Annotated in this window: 16 protein-coding genes; all 16 read left to right on the top strand. The window is 41.0% G+C overall.

The features are described from left to right. Positions 1-220: 220 nt before the first annotated feature. The 16 genes from trpE to LCD34_RS00910 all read left to right on the top strand — a co-directional run bounded on the left by trpE (position 221) and on the right by LCD34_RS00910 (position 15,308). Complete coding sequence (gene trpE, locus LCD34_RS00985) at positions 221-1,768, top strand: anthranilate synthase component I (protein WP_181891505.1); 1,548 nt, start codon at positions 221-223, stop codon at positions 1,766-1,768. Continuing rightward, entirely contained in the window at positions 1,740-2,762 is a 1,023-nt protein-coding gene (gene trpD / locus LCD34_RS00980; protein WP_017359755.1) for an anthranilate phosphoribosyltransferase, read from the top strand. The genes trpE and trpD overlap by 29 nt, the downstream gene beginning before the upstream one ends. Next, a complete protein-coding gene (gene trpC / locus LCD34_RS00975) occupies positions 2,755-3,507 on the top strand; it encodes an indole-3-glycerol phosphate synthase TrpC (RefSeq protein WP_148779988.1) in 753 nt (250 codons plus the stop codon). The genes trpD and trpC overlap by 8 nt, the downstream gene beginning before the upstream one ends. Further along, positions 3,504-4,172: a phosphoribosylanthranilate isomerase gene (locus LCD34_RS00970; protein WP_224558423.1), complete on the top strand. Its 669-nt coding sequence runs from the start codon at positions 3,504-3,506 to the stop codon at positions 4,170-4,172. Before trpC ends, LCD34_RS00970 begins: the two co-directional genes overlap by 4 nt. Further along, positions 4,153-5,352, top strand: coding sequence for a tryptophan synthase subunit beta (trpB, locus tag LCD34_RS00965; protein WP_144683911.1), 1,200 nt, complete (start codon positions 4,153-4,155; stop codon positions 5,350-5,352). Before LCD34_RS00970 ends, trpB begins: the two co-directional genes overlap by 20 nt. After that, positions 5,349-6,152, top strand: a complete 804-nt coding sequence (gene trpA, locus LCD34_RS00960; RefSeq protein ID WP_050827340.1) for a tryptophan synthase subunit alpha — start codon at positions 5,349-5,351, stop codon at positions 6,150-6,152. Before trpB ends, trpA begins: the two co-directional genes overlap by 4 nt. Before the next feature lie 11 nt (positions 6,153-6,163). Beyond that, positions 6,164-7,261 carry a histidinol-phosphate transaminase gene (gene hisC, locus LCD34_RS00955; protein ID WP_129548359.1) on the top strand — a complete coding sequence of 366 codons (1,098 nt, stop codon included), beginning with the start codon at positions 6,164-6,166 and terminating at the stop codon, positions 7,259-7,261. Between the two features lie 117 nt (positions 7,262-7,378). Further along, positions 7,379-8,494: a prephenate dehydrogenase gene (locus LCD34_RS00950; RefSeq protein ID WP_025207544.1), complete on the top strand. Its 1,116-nt coding sequence runs from the start codon at positions 7,379-7,381 to the stop codon at positions 8,492-8,494. 10 nt (positions 8,495-8,504) lie between these two features. Further along, on the top strand, positions 8,505-9,791 hold the full coding sequence (aroA, locus tag LCD34_RS00945) for a 3-phosphoshikimate 1-carboxyvinyltransferase (RefSeq protein WP_024718513.1): 1,287 nt from the start codon (positions 8,505-8,507) through the stop codon (positions 9,789-9,791). A gap of 289 nt (positions 9,792-10,080) precedes the next feature. Next, complete coding sequence (locus tag LCD34_RS00940) at positions 10,081-11,352, top strand: tetratricopeptide repeat protein (RefSeq protein WP_061419484.1); 1,272 nt, start codon at positions 10,081-10,083, stop codon at positions 11,350-11,352. Between the two features lie 75 nt (positions 11,353-11,427). Next, positions 11,428-11,967 (top strand): ReoY family proteolytic degradation factor, encoded by a 540-nt coding sequence (locus LCD34_RS00935; RefSeq protein ID WP_008344562.1) that lies wholly within the window; start codon positions 11,428-11,430, stop codon positions 11,965-11,967. A 61-nt stretch (positions 11,968-12,028) separates the two neighbouring features. Beyond that, positions 12,029-12,475, top strand: a complete 447-nt coding sequence (locus LCD34_RS00930) for a YpiF family protein (RefSeq protein WP_148779984.1) — start codon at positions 12,029-12,031, stop codon at positions 12,473-12,475. 144 nt (positions 12,476-12,619) lie between these two features. Further along, positions 12,620-13,126 carry a ubiquinol-cytochrome c reductase iron-sulfur subunit gene (locus tag LCD34_RS00925; protein WP_007500911.1) on the top strand — a complete coding sequence of 169 codons (507 nt, stop codon included), beginning with the start codon at positions 12,620-12,622 and terminating at the stop codon, positions 13,124-13,126. A 2-nt stretch (positions 13,127-13,128) separates the two neighbouring features. Further along, positions 13,129-13,803, top strand: a complete 675-nt coding sequence (qcrB, locus tag LCD34_RS00920) for a menaquinol-cytochrome c reductase cytochrome b subunit (protein WP_003215804.1) — start codon at positions 13,129-13,131, stop codon at positions 13,801-13,803. A 41-nt stretch (positions 13,804-13,844) separates the two neighbouring features. After that, on the top strand, positions 13,845-14,612 hold the full coding sequence (locus LCD34_RS00915; protein WP_008344567.1) for a menaquinol-cytochrome c reductase cytochrome b/c subunit: 768 nt from the start codon (positions 13,845-13,847) through the stop codon (positions 14,610-14,612). Positions 14,613-14,714: 102 nt separating this feature from the next. Then, the gene (locus LCD34_RS00910; protein ID WP_224558422.1) at positions 14,715-15,308 is read left to right on the top strand and encodes a DUF1405 domain-containing protein; all 594 of its coding nucleotides are present in this window, start codon (positions 14,715-14,717) and stop codon (positions 15,306-15,308) included. The last annotated feature ends 25 nt before the right edge of the window (positions 15,309-15,333 follow it).

Raw genomic sequence — 15,333 nt, 5'->3', positions numbered from 1 at the left:
AGCCGAAGTTTACACACAGGTGTGAACGGCATTGCAAGCTTAGAGAAGATGAGAATGAGACTAGGGTAGTTGAGATGAGTAGAGTTGAGCAGAGATACGATACTTCTATTTAATCATACTGCCTAAAAGAGCGAAGCCTCTTTTAGGCTTATTTCGTATACTCAAACAAATCCTCAAGATGTCCCCTCATTCTCCTTAATTCCATTTAAGGAGTGTGCTTATGAAATCCCAATCAAACCTTACCCAATTTTTAAGAGACAGTCAGTTTTACAAAACCATCCCGATTGTTGAAACCATTACAGTTGATACGCTCTCACCCATTCAAATTGTCGAGAAACTGAAACAGGATATTGTGTATTTGCTAGAAAGCAAAGACGAATCTTCTAGCTGGTCGAGATATTCCTTTATCGGATTACATCCTTTTTTAACATTACATGACGAGCAAGACCATTATGTTGCTCGTGACGCTGCGGGAAAGTCAGTGATGCAAAAAGCGGAGCTGAAAGAGTTGCTTGACTGGATGAAAGAGCAATATCTAATCAAGACACCTGAAATTGATATCCCATTTACTGGTGGAGCCGTAGGGTACTTAAGTTACGACCTCATTCCAAACATTGAGCCGTCTGTCAAGCCGCATCCGAATGCATCAACGACAGATAATTGCACATTATTTGTTTGCCAAACAATGATCGCATTTGATCACGAAACAAACCAAGTTCATTTTATTCAGTACACGCAGCTGAACGGTCATGAAACAGAGGAAGAAAAAATTCGGGTTTATCGAGAAAATCAAAAGCAGCTTGAACTGATGGTACAGCAGCTTCATACAAAAATTGATATGAAAGAACTGATTATCTCAGGGAATATGAATGAACCCCCTTCGTTTGAACAGGTGACGTCTACCTATGAAAAAGCAAAATTTTTAAAGGATGTCGAAAAAATCAAGGAGTACATTCGAGCGGGTGATATCTTCCAGGGTGTACTTTCTCAGCGTTTTGACATTCCAGTGACAGTGAGCTCATTTGAATTGTATCGTGTGCTTCGGATTGTCAATCCATCACCGTATATGTATTTTATGAAATTAAAAGATCGAGACTTAGTCGGAAGCTCGCCAGAACGATTAATCCATGCGAAAAACGGCCACTTAGAAATCCATCCAATTGCTGGTACAAGAAAACGAGGAATGACAAAAGAAGAAGATGATGCACTAGCAAGAGAGCTGCTCGATGATGAAAAAGAAAAAGCAGAACATTACATGCTGGTGGATCTGGCTCGAAATGATGTGGGACGTGTGGCAGAATACGGCAGTGTGTCTGTCCCAACTTTTACAAAAGTCGTGAACTTTTCGCACGTCATGCACATTATTTCTATTGTGACAGGGAAGCTGAAGCAGGATACACATCCAGTAGACGCGCTTATGTCCGCTTTTCCAGCAGGCACATTGACAGGCGCCCCAAAAATTAGGGCGATGCAATTATTAAACGAAATGGAGCCTGAGCCAAGAGAGACATATGGCGGTTGTATTGCCTATATTGGTTTCGACGGCAATATCGATTCCTGTATTACCATTCGCACAATGAGCGTCAAACATCAGACTGCTTCTATACAAGCAGGTGCCGGCATTGTCGCTGATTCCGTTCCAGAAAACGAATGGGAAGAGACGTGCAATAAGGCAGGAGCACTTCTAAAAGCCATTCAGCTTGCTGAACATATTTTCTCAGAAAAGGAGAGTGTGCCAAATGAATCAACGACTATCAGCTCTTGTTAATGGAGGAAAACTATCAGAAAAAGAAGCGAATGGCCTGATGCATGATATGATGAGCGGCTCGTTAACAGATGCTGAAGTCGCTGCTAGTCTATCTATTTTAGCGCATCGAGGAGAAACAGCCGAAGAAATGACAGGCTTCGTGAAAGCCATGAGGCAGCATGCAGCACCAGTAGAAAGATCACTTGATGTCGTTGATACGTGCGGGACAGGAGGCGATGGTTTATCAACATTTAATATATCAACAGCTGCTGCCATCGTTGCTTCGGCTGCTGGGGCGAAAATCGCCAAGCACGGAAATCGTTCCGTCTCCTCTAAAAGCGGGAGTGCTGACGTGCTAGAATGTCTTGGTATTCAAATTCAATCCACACCTGAAGAAACAAGACGACAAATACAGCAGAAAAACATGGGCTTTTTATTTGCACCGCTCTATCATTCTTCTATGAAACAAGTAGCCGCCGTACGCAAGCAGCTCGGATTTCGGACGGTATTTAACTTATTAGGACCGCTTTGCCACCCGATGCAGGCCAAAAAGCAAATCATCGGTGTGTATGCAAAGGAAAAGGCAAAGCTCATGGCGAAAGCTCTTGCTCCTTTAGAGCCAGAACATGTCCTGTTTGTTTGCGGAGATGATGGGCTGGATGAATTAACCATTACAGCAAATTCATACATCATTGAACTCAAAAAAGGTGTCATGACAGAATATACGTTAAACCCAGAAGACTTCGGACTTGAAAAAGGGCATTTATCAGACATTCAGGTCCAATCACCAGAAGAAAGCGCCAAATTGATTCAGAATATATTGAATTATCAAGCGGGTGGAGCACCGCTTCATATTACAGCGCTTAATGCTGGGGCCGCATTATATGTGGCAGGAAAAGCAGAGAGTCTGATGGCAGGAACAATGAAAGCATTAGAAACGATCAAAAACGGATCAGCTAAAGAACAATTAGCCCGTCTAAAACAAAAAACGAAAGAGGAAGAGATCTATGCTTAATCAAATTATCGCCCGTAAAAAAGAACATGTGAAAACCTTGCAATTACCTGAGGATGGACATTATGAAAGACGATCATTTAAAGAATCCCTTATGAATCCTCACCGCTCGATTGGACTGATTGCTGAGGTGAAAAAAGCGTCTCCTTCCAAAGGAATCATTCAGCCTCATTTTGATCCTTTACAGACAGCAAAAGCATACGAAGCATCAAATGCAGATTGTTTATCTGTCTTAACGGATGAACCGTTTTTCCAAGGGAAAAACGAATATTTGTCTCTTATTAAAGAACACATCACACGTCCTATTCTAAGAAAAGATTTCATTATTGACTCTATACAAGTAGAAGAATCGAAACGGATAGGGGCAGATGCCATTTTATTAATTGGAGAGGTGCTTGAGCCGCAAAAGCTGTATGAGCTCTATACAGAAGCGAAAGAAAAAGGACTGGATGTCCTCGTTGAAGTACATGCAGCACATACACTAGAAAAGATCTTACACCTATTCACTCCTGAGATCATCGGTGTGAACAACCGGAATCTCAATACGTTTACAACAACAGTTGAACAAACAAAAGAGATCGCGCCACTTGTTCCAAAAGACGTATTACTAGTAAGTGAAAGCGGCATAAAGACATTTGATGATCTGACCTTTGTGAAACAGCACGGAGCAAACGCCGTTCTTGTTGGTGAATCTTTAATGAGGGAACAATCACAGGAGAAAGCCGTTCAGGCATTGTTCGGAGAATGAATAGGATGAAACCTTATTTAAAATATTGCGGGGCTGTCTCACAAGAGGATGTCGCATGCATCTCGCAATCACAAGCGGATGCCATCGGTTTTATTTTTGCCCCGAGTAAAAGACGAGTTCATCCAGATCAAGTGAAACACTGGCTGTCACAAGTAAAATGCAAAAAAGAGATAGTGGGCGTATTTGTGAATGAAAAAACACCAAAAGTGTGCGAGATCACAAACAACCTCCCCTTAGATATTGTGCAGCTTCATGGCGATGAGACGCCAGAAGTTGCACATGACATCAAACAGCAAACGAAGGCGCTCGTTTGGAAAGTGTTCCATCACGAGCCCGATGTAAACGACACACTTGAACATATGACGGCATTTGCTCCAAGTGTCGACGGTTTTCTCATTGATGCGAAAGTAAAAGGAATGAGAGGCGGTTCTGGAACAGCTTTTGCATGGGAGGCGGTGCCTTCATATGTTCAGCATGCAAAACAACTGGGAAAAACTTGCGCCATTGCTGGCGGGATCACGCCAGATACCATAATAGATCTGCTTGCTTTTGGTCCAGACGCCATAGACCTTTCAAGCGGTATAGAAGAAAACGGGAAGAAAAGCAGTACAAAGATGAAAGTGCTCGAAGAAAGGATGTTGAACCATGTACGCATATCCAAATGAGATTGGCAGATACGGAGAATTTGGAGGGAAATTCGTTCCTGAAACGCTCATGCAGCCACTAGAAGAGATCGAACAAGCTTTTCGTGAATTAAAAGAAGACCCTGCTTTTCAAAAGGAATATATATCGCTTTTGAATAACTATTCAGGCAGACCAACCGCACTCACATATGCTGATCAATTATCGGCATATCTCGGCGGTGCTAAAATCTATTTAAAAAGAGAAGATTTAAACCATACAGGCGCTCATAAAATTAACAATGCGCTTGGGCAGGCACTGCTAGCGAAAAAAATGGGGAAATCAAATATTATCGCCGAAACAGGAGCAGGTCAGCACGGTGTAGCTGCTGCAACAGTGGCGGCAAAATTCGGTTTATCCTGCACTGTATTTATGGGAAAAGAAGATGTGGAAAGACAATCACTCAATGTGTTCCGAATGAAACTACTCGGCGCTGAAGTCATACCTGTTACTAGCGGGAACGGAACATTAAAGGATGCAACCAATGAAGCCATCCGCTATTGGGTCCAGCATTGCAGTGACCACTTTTATATGATCGGCTCAGTCGTTGGACCTCATCCGTATCCTCAAATCGTCAGTGAATTTCAGCGGATGATCGGAGATGAGGCAAAAGCACAGATACTTGAAAAGGAAGGGCAGCTTCCTCATAAAGTCGTTGCCTGTGTTGGCGGCGGAAGCAATGCGATAGGAATGTACCGGGCGTTCTTAGATGAAGAGGTCGATATCATTGGTGTAGAAGCTGCTGGGAAAGGAATCGACACTCCGCTTCATGCAGCAACCATCACGAAAGGGACAAAAGGTGTCATACATGGATCTTTGACATACTTGATCCAAGACGAATTTGGTCAAATTATTGAGCCCTATTCCATTTCAGCTGGATTAGACTATCCGGGGATCGGGCCAGAGCATGCGTACTTGCATGCGAGCGGCCGGGTTCAATATGTGAGTGCGACAGATCAAGAAGCACTAGATGCGTTAAAGCTGCTCACAGAAAAAGAAGGTATCCTGCCAGCGATCGAATCTGCACATGCTTTAGCAAAAGCGTTTGAGATGAGCCAGAACATGAGTGAAGACGACATTGTTCTTGTCTGCTTGTCAGGCAGAGGAGATAAGGACGTGCATACATTAATGAATGTGCTTGAAAGTGAGGGTGAAACAAAATGATCACATTTCAATTAGAGCAAGGTCAGAAATTATTTATTCCATTTATTACAGCGGGTGATCCATCAGAAGAGATCACCATTGATTTAGCCCTCGCGCTTCAAGCAGCAGGGGCACATGCGATTGAACTAGGTGTGCCGTATTCTGATCCGTTAGCGGACGGCCCTGTCATCCAAAGAGCTTCTAAAAGAGCACTTCATCATGGTATGAATATCGTAAAAGCGATAGAATTAGCAGGAAAGATGAAAAAAAACGGCGTAAAAATTCCTGTAATTCTATTTACGTATTATAATCCTGTGTTACAATTAGACACAGAATACTTTTTCGCTTTACTGCGCAAAAATCATATTTCGGGACTCTTAACACCCGACTTGCCTTTTGAAGAGAGCAGCGAGCTGCAGAAGAACTGTCAAGCACACGACATTTCATATATATCACTCGTTGCACCAACAAGCAAGGAACGATTAGAAAAAATTGTAGAGCAGGCAGAAGGTTTTGTGTATTGTGTTTCATCTCTCGGCGTCACAGGTGTCAGACAATCTTTCGACGCATCGATTACAGATTTTATTCAACAAGTGAAACAGCTGAGTCAAATACCAGTTGCTGTAGGTTTTGGTATTTCAACAAGAGAACAAGTAGACTCAATGAATAAAATTAGTGATGGTGTCGTTGTCGGCAGTGCACTTGTCAAAAAAATTGAAGAGCTTCAAGAACAATTAGTAGCGAGTGATACACGCCAAGAGGCTTTAAGAGAATTTGAAACATATGCAAAAACATTTAGTCCCCTCTATTCATTCAAATGAGGTGAAACATTTTGCAAATCAAAGATCAATTAAAACAGCTAAAACCGTATCAACCTGGGAAACCAATTGAAGAGGTCAAAAAAGAATATCAATTAGACAAAATTGTGAAATTGGCTTCAAATGAAAACCCTTTTGGATGTTCCACACATGCAAGAGAGGCCATACAAGCTGAACTCGAACATTTAGCGATTTATCCAGACGGATACAGCGCAAGTTTAAGAACGGAACTGGCTGAGTTTCTTCAAGTAAATGAAAAACAATTAATATTCGGGAATGGCTCAGATGAACTTGTGCAAATTATTGCTAGGGCATTCCTTGATCAACATACAAATACGGTGTTCCCATCTCCGTCATTCCCGCAATACCGTCACAATGCAGTAATTGAGCATGCAGAGATTAGAGAAGTACCACTTCTAAATGGAGGAGCTCATGATCTAAAGGGAATGCTGAATGCGATGGATGACAACACAAAAGTCGTTTGGGTGTGTAACCCGAACAATCCGACAGGAAATCATTTGTCAGAATCTGAGCTCGTATCGTTTTTAGATCAAGTGCCTGCTCACGTGCTTGTCGTTTTAGACGAAGCATATTTTGAATATGTTCGTGCGGAAGACTTTCCGAACAGTTTATCTCTATTAAAAGCCTATCAAAATGTCATTGTACTACGCACGTTCTCTAAAGCATATGGACTTGCGGCACTTCGAGTAGGTTATGGGGTTGCCTCAGAGGAGTTGATTACCGCCATTGAACCTGCGAGAGAGCCATTTAATACAAGTCGTATCGCTCAGGCAGCTGCACGTGCAGCCATTAAAGATCAAGACTTCATTCAATCGTGCAGACAAAAAAATGAAGCAGGTCTCAAGCAATATCAAGAATTTGCGGAACGTTTTGGACTATTTATCTATCCATCTCAAACAAACTTTGTGCTGATCGACTTTAAAAGAGATGCAGATGAGCTGTTCAATGCACTTTTGAAAAAGGGCTATATCGTTCGATCTGGTAAAGCTCTCGGATTCCCAACTTCTTTACGTATTACTGTTGGAACAAAGGAGCAAAATGAAGAAATCTTAACTACACTTGCCGATTTATTACAAGGCATCCGTGCGTAGCATAACAATGAAGTCATATCCTGTTTATGGGATATGGCTTTCGTTGTAACTCATCCAATATACATATAAGCTATTGAAACAGCTTGTTTAATTTTCGCGAAAAATCAGGTGATGAACATGAATGAAGCAAACGAAACCATATTAATCGCTGGACTTGGTTTAATTGGTGGTTCTATTGCACTGTCGATTAAAAAAGAATTTCCACATAAAAAAATTGTAGGCTATGATGTCTCTAAAGAACAAATGATTGCTGCAACAAAACTAGGGATCATCGACGCGACTGCCGAGTCCTTTATAGAAGGCTTAAAAGCATCAGCAACGATTATTTTGGCAACGCCAGTACAACAAACCGTCAAAATGTTAAGTGATATTGCAGCATCTGGAATTGAAAGAGAGCTCACGATTACGGATGTAGGGAGCACAAAGCAAAAGGTCGTTCACTTTGCTGAAAAAACGTTGCCTGATCATTACCAATTTATTGGCGGGCATCCGATGGCAGGGTCTCATAAATCAGGTGTCATTGCAGCGAAAGACTTTTTATTTGAAAATGCATTCTACATTTTAACGCCAGCAAAAGTAACAAGTCGTCAGGCTGTTGACCGTTTGAAGGATCTGTTGAAGGGAACCAATGCTCATTTCATTGAAATGACACCCGAAGAACATGATGCTGTGACAAGTGTGATTAGTCACTTTCCACACATCGTTGCTGCCAGTCTTGTGCATCAAGCGCATCATTTTGAAGAAGAATTTCCTCTTGTAAAACGGTTTGCTGCAGGAGGCTTTCGAGATATTACCCGTATTGCATCAAGTAATCCTGCAATGTGGCGCGATATCCTTTTGCATAATAAAAACAAGATTTTAGACCGATTTCATGAATGGAAAAAAGAGATTGACCGCATTGAATCCTTTGTGCAACAAGAAGATGCTGAGGGGTTATTCTCTTATTTCCAAGAGGCCAAGGAATATCGCGACGGCCTGCCTCTAAGGAAAAAAGGAGCTATCCCTGCTTTTTATGATCTTTATGTCGATGTGCCTGATCATCCTGGTGTTATTTCGGAAATTACAGGATATCTAGCAAATGAAAACATTAGTATTACAAATATCCGTATTATTGAAACGCGAGAAGACATTAACGGGATTTTACGCATCAGTTTTCAAACAGATGACGATCGAAAGCGGGCAGAACTCTGTATAAAAAATAGAGCAAATTACGATACATTTTATGCTGATTGAGGTGAGGAACATGAAAATTCATAAAAGTGCTCCTATGAATGGAGAAATTCATATTCCAGGAGATAAATCCATTTCTCATAGATCTGTGATGTTTGGCGCTATTGCTGACGGGACTACAGTAGTAAAAAACTTTCTTCCTGGCGCTGATTGTTTAAGCACGATTGATTGTTTTAGAAAAATGGGTGTCGACATCGAACAAAAAGGGACAGATGTTGTCATTCATGGCAAGGGACTAAAAGGACTTAAAGAGCCGAGCGATATTCTCGATGTTGGTAACTCAGGCACGACCATTCGTTTAATGATGGGAATCTTGGCTGGCTGTGAGTTCCACAGTACACTGATCGGAGACGAAAGTATTGCCAAAAGACCGATGAAACGGGTAACAGGTCCGTTAAGACAATTAGGAGCCAAGATCGATGGTAGAGCAAATGGTGAATATACACCGCTTTCTATTCGTGGGGGCAATTTAAAAGCTATCTCTTATGAGTCTCCAGTTGCCAGTGCCCAGATTAAGTCGGCTGTCCTTCTAGCTGGACTGCAGGCAGAAGGAACAACGACGTTAACTGAACCGCATAAATCAAGAGACCATACCGAAAGAATGTTATCAATGTTTGGTGTCTCGCTACATGAAGATGCACAAAGTGTTTCAATTGAAGGTGGACAAACGTTAAAAGCAACAGATGTATTTGTCCCTGGAGATATTTCTTCAGCTGCATTTTTCTTAGTGGCTGGATCTATCGTTCCAAACAGCCGGATTGTATTGAGAAATGTCGGTTTGAACAAAACGAGAACTGGTATTATAGATGTGCTAAAACAAATGGGTGCAGACCTTGACATTCAAGAAGTGGATGCTAAAGGCGGAGAACCGTACGGTGATTTAACGATCTCTACCTCTTCATTAAAAGGGATCGACATTTCAGGCGATATGATCTCTAGACTGATCGACGAAATTCCTATTATTGCGCTCCTAGCTACTCAAGCAGAAGGAACAACGATCATTAAAGATGCCGCTGAATTAAAAGTGAAAGAAACCAATCGTATTGATACAGTCGTTTCAGAACTTAAAAAACTAGGTGCTCATATTGAAGCAACAGATGATGGAATGAAGATTCATGGTAAAACAAGCCTTAAAGGCGGTGCAGTCGTCTCAAGCTACGGAGATCATCGAATTGGTATGATGTTAGGAATTGCGGCATGTATAACAGAGCAAGCAATCGAGATTGAAGATACAGATGCAGTACGTGTATCTTACCCAAATTTCTTTGAACACATTGAATACCTAACGCAAACAGTCTGAGGATTTCCTCAGGCTTTTTCTTTCCTTTTGCATATTTGAAAGAACTATAGCATAGCTTGTCTCAAGGTGAAACCTTGAAAAAGAGCATTTTGCTGATTCAAAAACAATTTTTTAGCGTATTCGGTTTACAAATCGTCAGTTTAGTAAAGTATTGATTGAAAAAGAGTCTTCAAAACACAAAAATGGCTTCATGTTAAAAGAGCAACATATTTGCTGGATATGCAGCTGTCGATTATGATATGAAGTAACAACAGTTTAGGTTTTTGGAAACAGAAAGGAACGGTTTGATTTGAATAGTTCATTACAAGAAGCCATAAAATTAGTTGAGGCGGGTGAGACTGAAAAGGGACTCCAAACACTTGCTCAAGCAGAGAAGCATCTTCATGATGAAGAAAAAGCGCAGGCAGCTCAGTTATATTATGACTGGGGAGATATTGATAAAGCACGGAATCTCATTAGTGATTTACATGATTTATACCCAGAAGAAACAGGATTAACCTGTTTTTATGCAGAGCTGTTAATAGACTCTGATGAAGAAGAGAAGGCAATAGCAGTTCTTGAAACGATTCCTGAAGATGACGATGCGTATCCAGAGAGTTTATTGTTAATGGCAGATTTGTATCAAATGCAAGGACTATTTGAAGTCAGTGAACAAAAGCTTTTAAAAGCGAAAGAGTTACTACCTCATGAAGCCGTCATTGATTTTGCTTTAGGGGAATTGTATTTTTCTCAAGGTCTTTCAAAGAAAGCAGCCGACTATTTCTACAAAGTGGCCGATCAACAAAATGAAATTGGCGGTGTCAATGTATATCAGCGGCTCGCTGAATCATTAAGCACAGCTGGAGAATTTGAAGATGCCCTTGAATGGTATGAAAAGGCTGTAAAGGATCAAGTGGATCCAAATACACTTTTTGGCTACGGATTTACAGCGATGAGGGCTGGCAGAACGAAAACGGCTATTCAGCAGCTCTCTGAACTAAAAGATATTGATCCTTCGTATTCGTCACTTTATATGCCTTTAGCCAAAAGCTATGAGGAAGAAGGACTATATCATGAAGCTTTAGAGATAGTAAAAGAAGGAATTAAAGTGGATGAGTATAACAAAGAGTTATATTTATATGGGGCAAAGATTGATTTGAAAAATGGCCATTCGGAAGATGCGAAAAAATTGCTTCAAGAAGCACTTGCTCTTGATCCAGGATATATTGAAGCGGTTCAAACGCTGCTTGCGATCTATTTAAATGAAGAGATGTTTGATGAAATTCTGGATGTGATTAAAGAGGTTAAAAGCTTTGGGGAAGAAGATCCAAAATGGAATTGGTATGCAGCTTCTGCTTCTGTCGGAAGAGAAGAATACGATGAAGCCGCTGAGTATTTCAAACTTGCTCTGCCTGATTTTGATGAGGAACGTGACTTTTTATATGAATATGCTTCGTTCCTTTTAGAAGAAGGCAGACAAAAAGAAGCCTTGCCGTTATTACGAAAAGTTCTTCAGAAAGATGGCACGAATGAAGAAATTGAAGAAACGATTTTAAGAATTGAAGACGAAATTTCCTTATAGTTTGCAGGAATGAAGAACTGGTTTGTTGAATAATTCATGTATAGCAATTTAATTTACGATAGAGGAGGGAATAACATGCAGACCCCTGTTTCTGTCAATGAAAAGAAGGAATTTATCCGGTGGTTCTTAAACCATTATCAGTTAAAGCGAAGAGAGTGTGTTTGGATATTAAATTATTTAATGAGTCACGACTCTTTGATGGAAAAGGTTCATTTTGTAGAGCAAGCAGAATTTTGCCCAAGGGGAATTATTATGTCAACACACTGTGTGGATGAAGTTCCCTTTAGATTTTATAAAGAAAATATCATGACGACAGATGCAGAAAAATCATTTCATGATATTCGTTTGAATAAACAGCAAGATTTGTTTATTCAATTGAATTTCCGATCTGCATATCGTTCGCCGGAATATGCCGCTGTACTTGAAACAAATCCTCATATTCCTAAAGATCTTTATGAAAATGAAAAAGATAAAGATCTTGCTGAGAAAGTGCTAGAGCATTCTATCGCTACTTTCCAAAAAGAACGGCTGATGAAAGAAATCGATGAAGCGCTTGACCGTCATGATCAAGAAACATTTAATAAGTTAGCAAAAGAATTAAGCCTATTATCATAAACCAAGCCAATAAGCCTTGCCCCATACAGGCAGGGCTTATGTGATGAAAGAGGGGAACTAGATGAAGTTTCAGGCGGAGGACGCGGATCTCTTTTTACAATCTAAAGATTACATTGATACCGCTATCATTCCATTAGTTGGGATAGATGTAAGCCATATCAAACAAACCGTGTCTTTAGGTGAGTTTACAATGCTTGTGGCAGAGGATCTTGAAAGACAACTGAAAGGCAGAGTGTTTCTTTTTCCTCCACATACATATTTAGAAGTAAATCATCGTAAGCAAGAAGACATACTTGCAGTAAAACAATCATTGCAAGAACATTTTCAGCATGTTGTGTTTATCACATCTGATAACAAATGGAAAGAACAGCTAGAAGTGATCGAATCGGCATTTATATTGCAGTCTGTTCCGCTTGAGCATTTAAAGGTCAATTTAAAGCAAAAAGTCATTCAAGACAGTGTAGAACAAATTTTGAACTTTTTGTTACAAAAATGGAACCCTTCATAAAAACCCTTACATTTGCATTGTACATAGCTTTTTAGGCTGTTGACCTTGTGAATAGATTGATATATTATGAGGGTGTCCTAGTTTTATGAAATTTTTTCTAATTCAGTTATAAAGTAGCTGACGACCTGAGGGGGGGAGAAAAAAATGAGCGAGAAGAGACATGGAGTGTCCAGGCGTCAATTTTTGAATTACACGTTGACCGGCGTGGGGGGATTTATGGCCGCTGGAATGCTCATGCCTATGGTTCGCTTTGCGCTTGACCCTGTGCTAAAAGGAACAGAGGATCAGGATATGGTTCAAGTTGTCAGTGTAGATGAACTGACAAAAGAACCGAAGCGCTTTGACTTTAAAATTGATCAAGTAGATGCATGGTATGAGTCAAAGGAATCTAGGTCTGCATGGGTGTACAAAGAAGGGGATGAAATTGTCGCTTTATCGCCAATCTGTAAACATTTGGGATGTACAGTGAACTGGAACAGTGATCCGAAAAATCCAAACAAATTTTTCTGCCCATGCCATTATGGGCTGTACGACAAGGATGGTACAAACGTACCCGGAACTCCACCGCTTGCACCGCTTGATCATTATAAGCAGCAAGTGAAGGACGGATACCTCTATCTTGGAAAAGCTGTGCCGAAAGGGGAAGGGTAACGATGCTTAACAAGATTTACGATTGGGTAGATGAGCGGCTGGACATCACACCGATATGGAGAGACATTGCGGATCATGAAGTGCCTGAGCACGTCAATCCAGCACATCATTTCTCTGCTTTTGTGTATTGTTTTGGCGGTTTAACGTTTTTTGTGACGGTCATTCAAGTCCTTTCGGGCATGTTTTTAACGATGTATTATGTACCGGATATTAAAAACGCATGGGAATCTGTCTATTATTTGCAAAATGAAGTGGCATTCGGACAGATTGTAAGAGGGATGCACCACTGGGGTGCGAGTCTAGTCATTGTTATGATGTTTTTACATACGCTGAGGGTCTTTTTCCAAGGGGCGTATAAAAAGCCTAGAGAGCTAAACTGGATTGTCGGTGTGCTCATTTTCTTTGTGATGCTTGGACTTGGTTTTACAGGATATCTTTTACCGTGGGATATGAAGGCGCTATTTGCGACGAAGGTTGGTCTTCAAATTGCAGAGGCGACACCTTTCATTGGGAAAGAGATTAAAACGCTGCTTGCAGGTCATCCTGACATTGTAGGTGCACAAACGCTGACGAGATTTTTCGCTATCCATGTCTTTTTCTTGCCAGCGGCATTATTTGGGCTGATGGCTGCCCACTTTATTATGATTCGTAAGCAAGGAATTTCTGGACCGCTGTAAAATTTTGCGTTTGATGAATGTTCAATGAGGAGGGGATGACTTTGCATAGGGGAAAAGGGATGAAGTTTGTCGGAGATTCCAGAATACCGGCAGAAAGAAAACCTAACATACCTAAAGACTATTCCGAATATCCGGGAAAAACCGAAGCCTTTTGGCCGAACTTTCTTTTAAAGGAATGGCTTGTAGGTGCTGTTTTTTTAATTGGATTTCTTGTCCTAACTGTTGTTCATGCACCTCCGCTTGAGCGGATGGCTGATCCGACAGATACGGGCTATATTCCGCTGCCAGACTGGTATTTCCTATTTTTGTACCAGTTGTTAAAATATGAGTTTGCTGCAGGGAGCTATACGGTAGTTGGCGCAATGATTATGCCTGGAATTGCGTTTGGTGCTCTTTTACTCGCACCATTTCTTGATTCTGGTCCTGAACGCAGGCCATATCGAAGACCAATTGCAGTTGGGATGATGATTCTTGCAGTTGGTGCAGCAACCTATTTAACATGGGAGTCTGTTGCTACTCATGACTGGGAAGCAGCTGCGAAGCAAGGTGAAATCAAGAAAGAAGCAGAGATTGATACCTCAGCTGAAGAGTATAAAATCTATCAAGAGCAGACATGTATCTCCTGTCACGGAGATAATATGCAAGGCGGGGCAGCTGGACCGTCACTTGTTGACAATGGTTTAGCACCAGAGGAAATTGCGAAAATCGCTGTAGAAGGAAAAGGCAACATGCCTAAGGGCATTTTTAAAGGCAGCGATGAAGAACTTGAAAAGCTCTCGAAATATTTATCTGAGGTCAAATCTAAATAATTCAGTTGTTTAAATGCAAGTACAAGGATATACTCAAAAGGAGAAAAAAGCTGGCGCTGTCAGCTTTTTTCTGATTTTAACAGATCGTGAGTGAAGAGAAATATGAGATGGATTCAATATCTGCTAGCCACACGCTACATGCTTGTGCTGGTGCTCATTGTCAACTTTCTTGGTACTGTGTACGGCTACTACTGGTATATCCCGCAGCTCGTTGAGACGCCGGCTATCTTTTTACCTTTTGTTCCAGACAGTCCGACGGCAAGCTTTTTCTTTTTATTTGTATTACTAGCCTTTCTAATGAAACGCCATGCTCCTTATTTTGAAGCGTTGGCCCTTGTCACCTTGATCAAATATGGATTATGGGCTGTAGGGATGAATCTTTTCGTGCTCGTTTCTGTTGATGATTTTCCGTGGGAAGGATATATGCTAATTGGTTCGCACTTTGCGATGGCGGTACAGGCTGTGTTATTTGCGCCGTATTATCGTTTTCACATGCGTCATTTGGTTGTAGCAGGGATATGGATTTTACATAATGATGTGATTGATTATGTATTTGGAATGATGCCGCGTTATTCTATGCTTTCTGCCTATTCAAATGAGATCGGCTACGTGACGTTTTGGTTAAGTATTGCCGTTCTTCTTATTTCGTATTATCTTGTCCTCTCGAAAAAATCGGTCAAGCTTGAACTCCCTTAACAATGTTGGTCTAACCTTGTCCTTT

It is taken from the genome of Bacillus sp. RAR_M1_44 (genome assembly GCF_020165935.1).
Taxonomy (GTDB): domain Bacteria; phylum Bacillota; class Bacilli; order Bacillales; family Bacillaceae; genus Bacillus; species Bacillus altitudinis.
The sequence above is the reverse complement of the archived record's forward strand: the minus strand, read 5'-3'. Positions and strand labels throughout refer to the sequence as shown.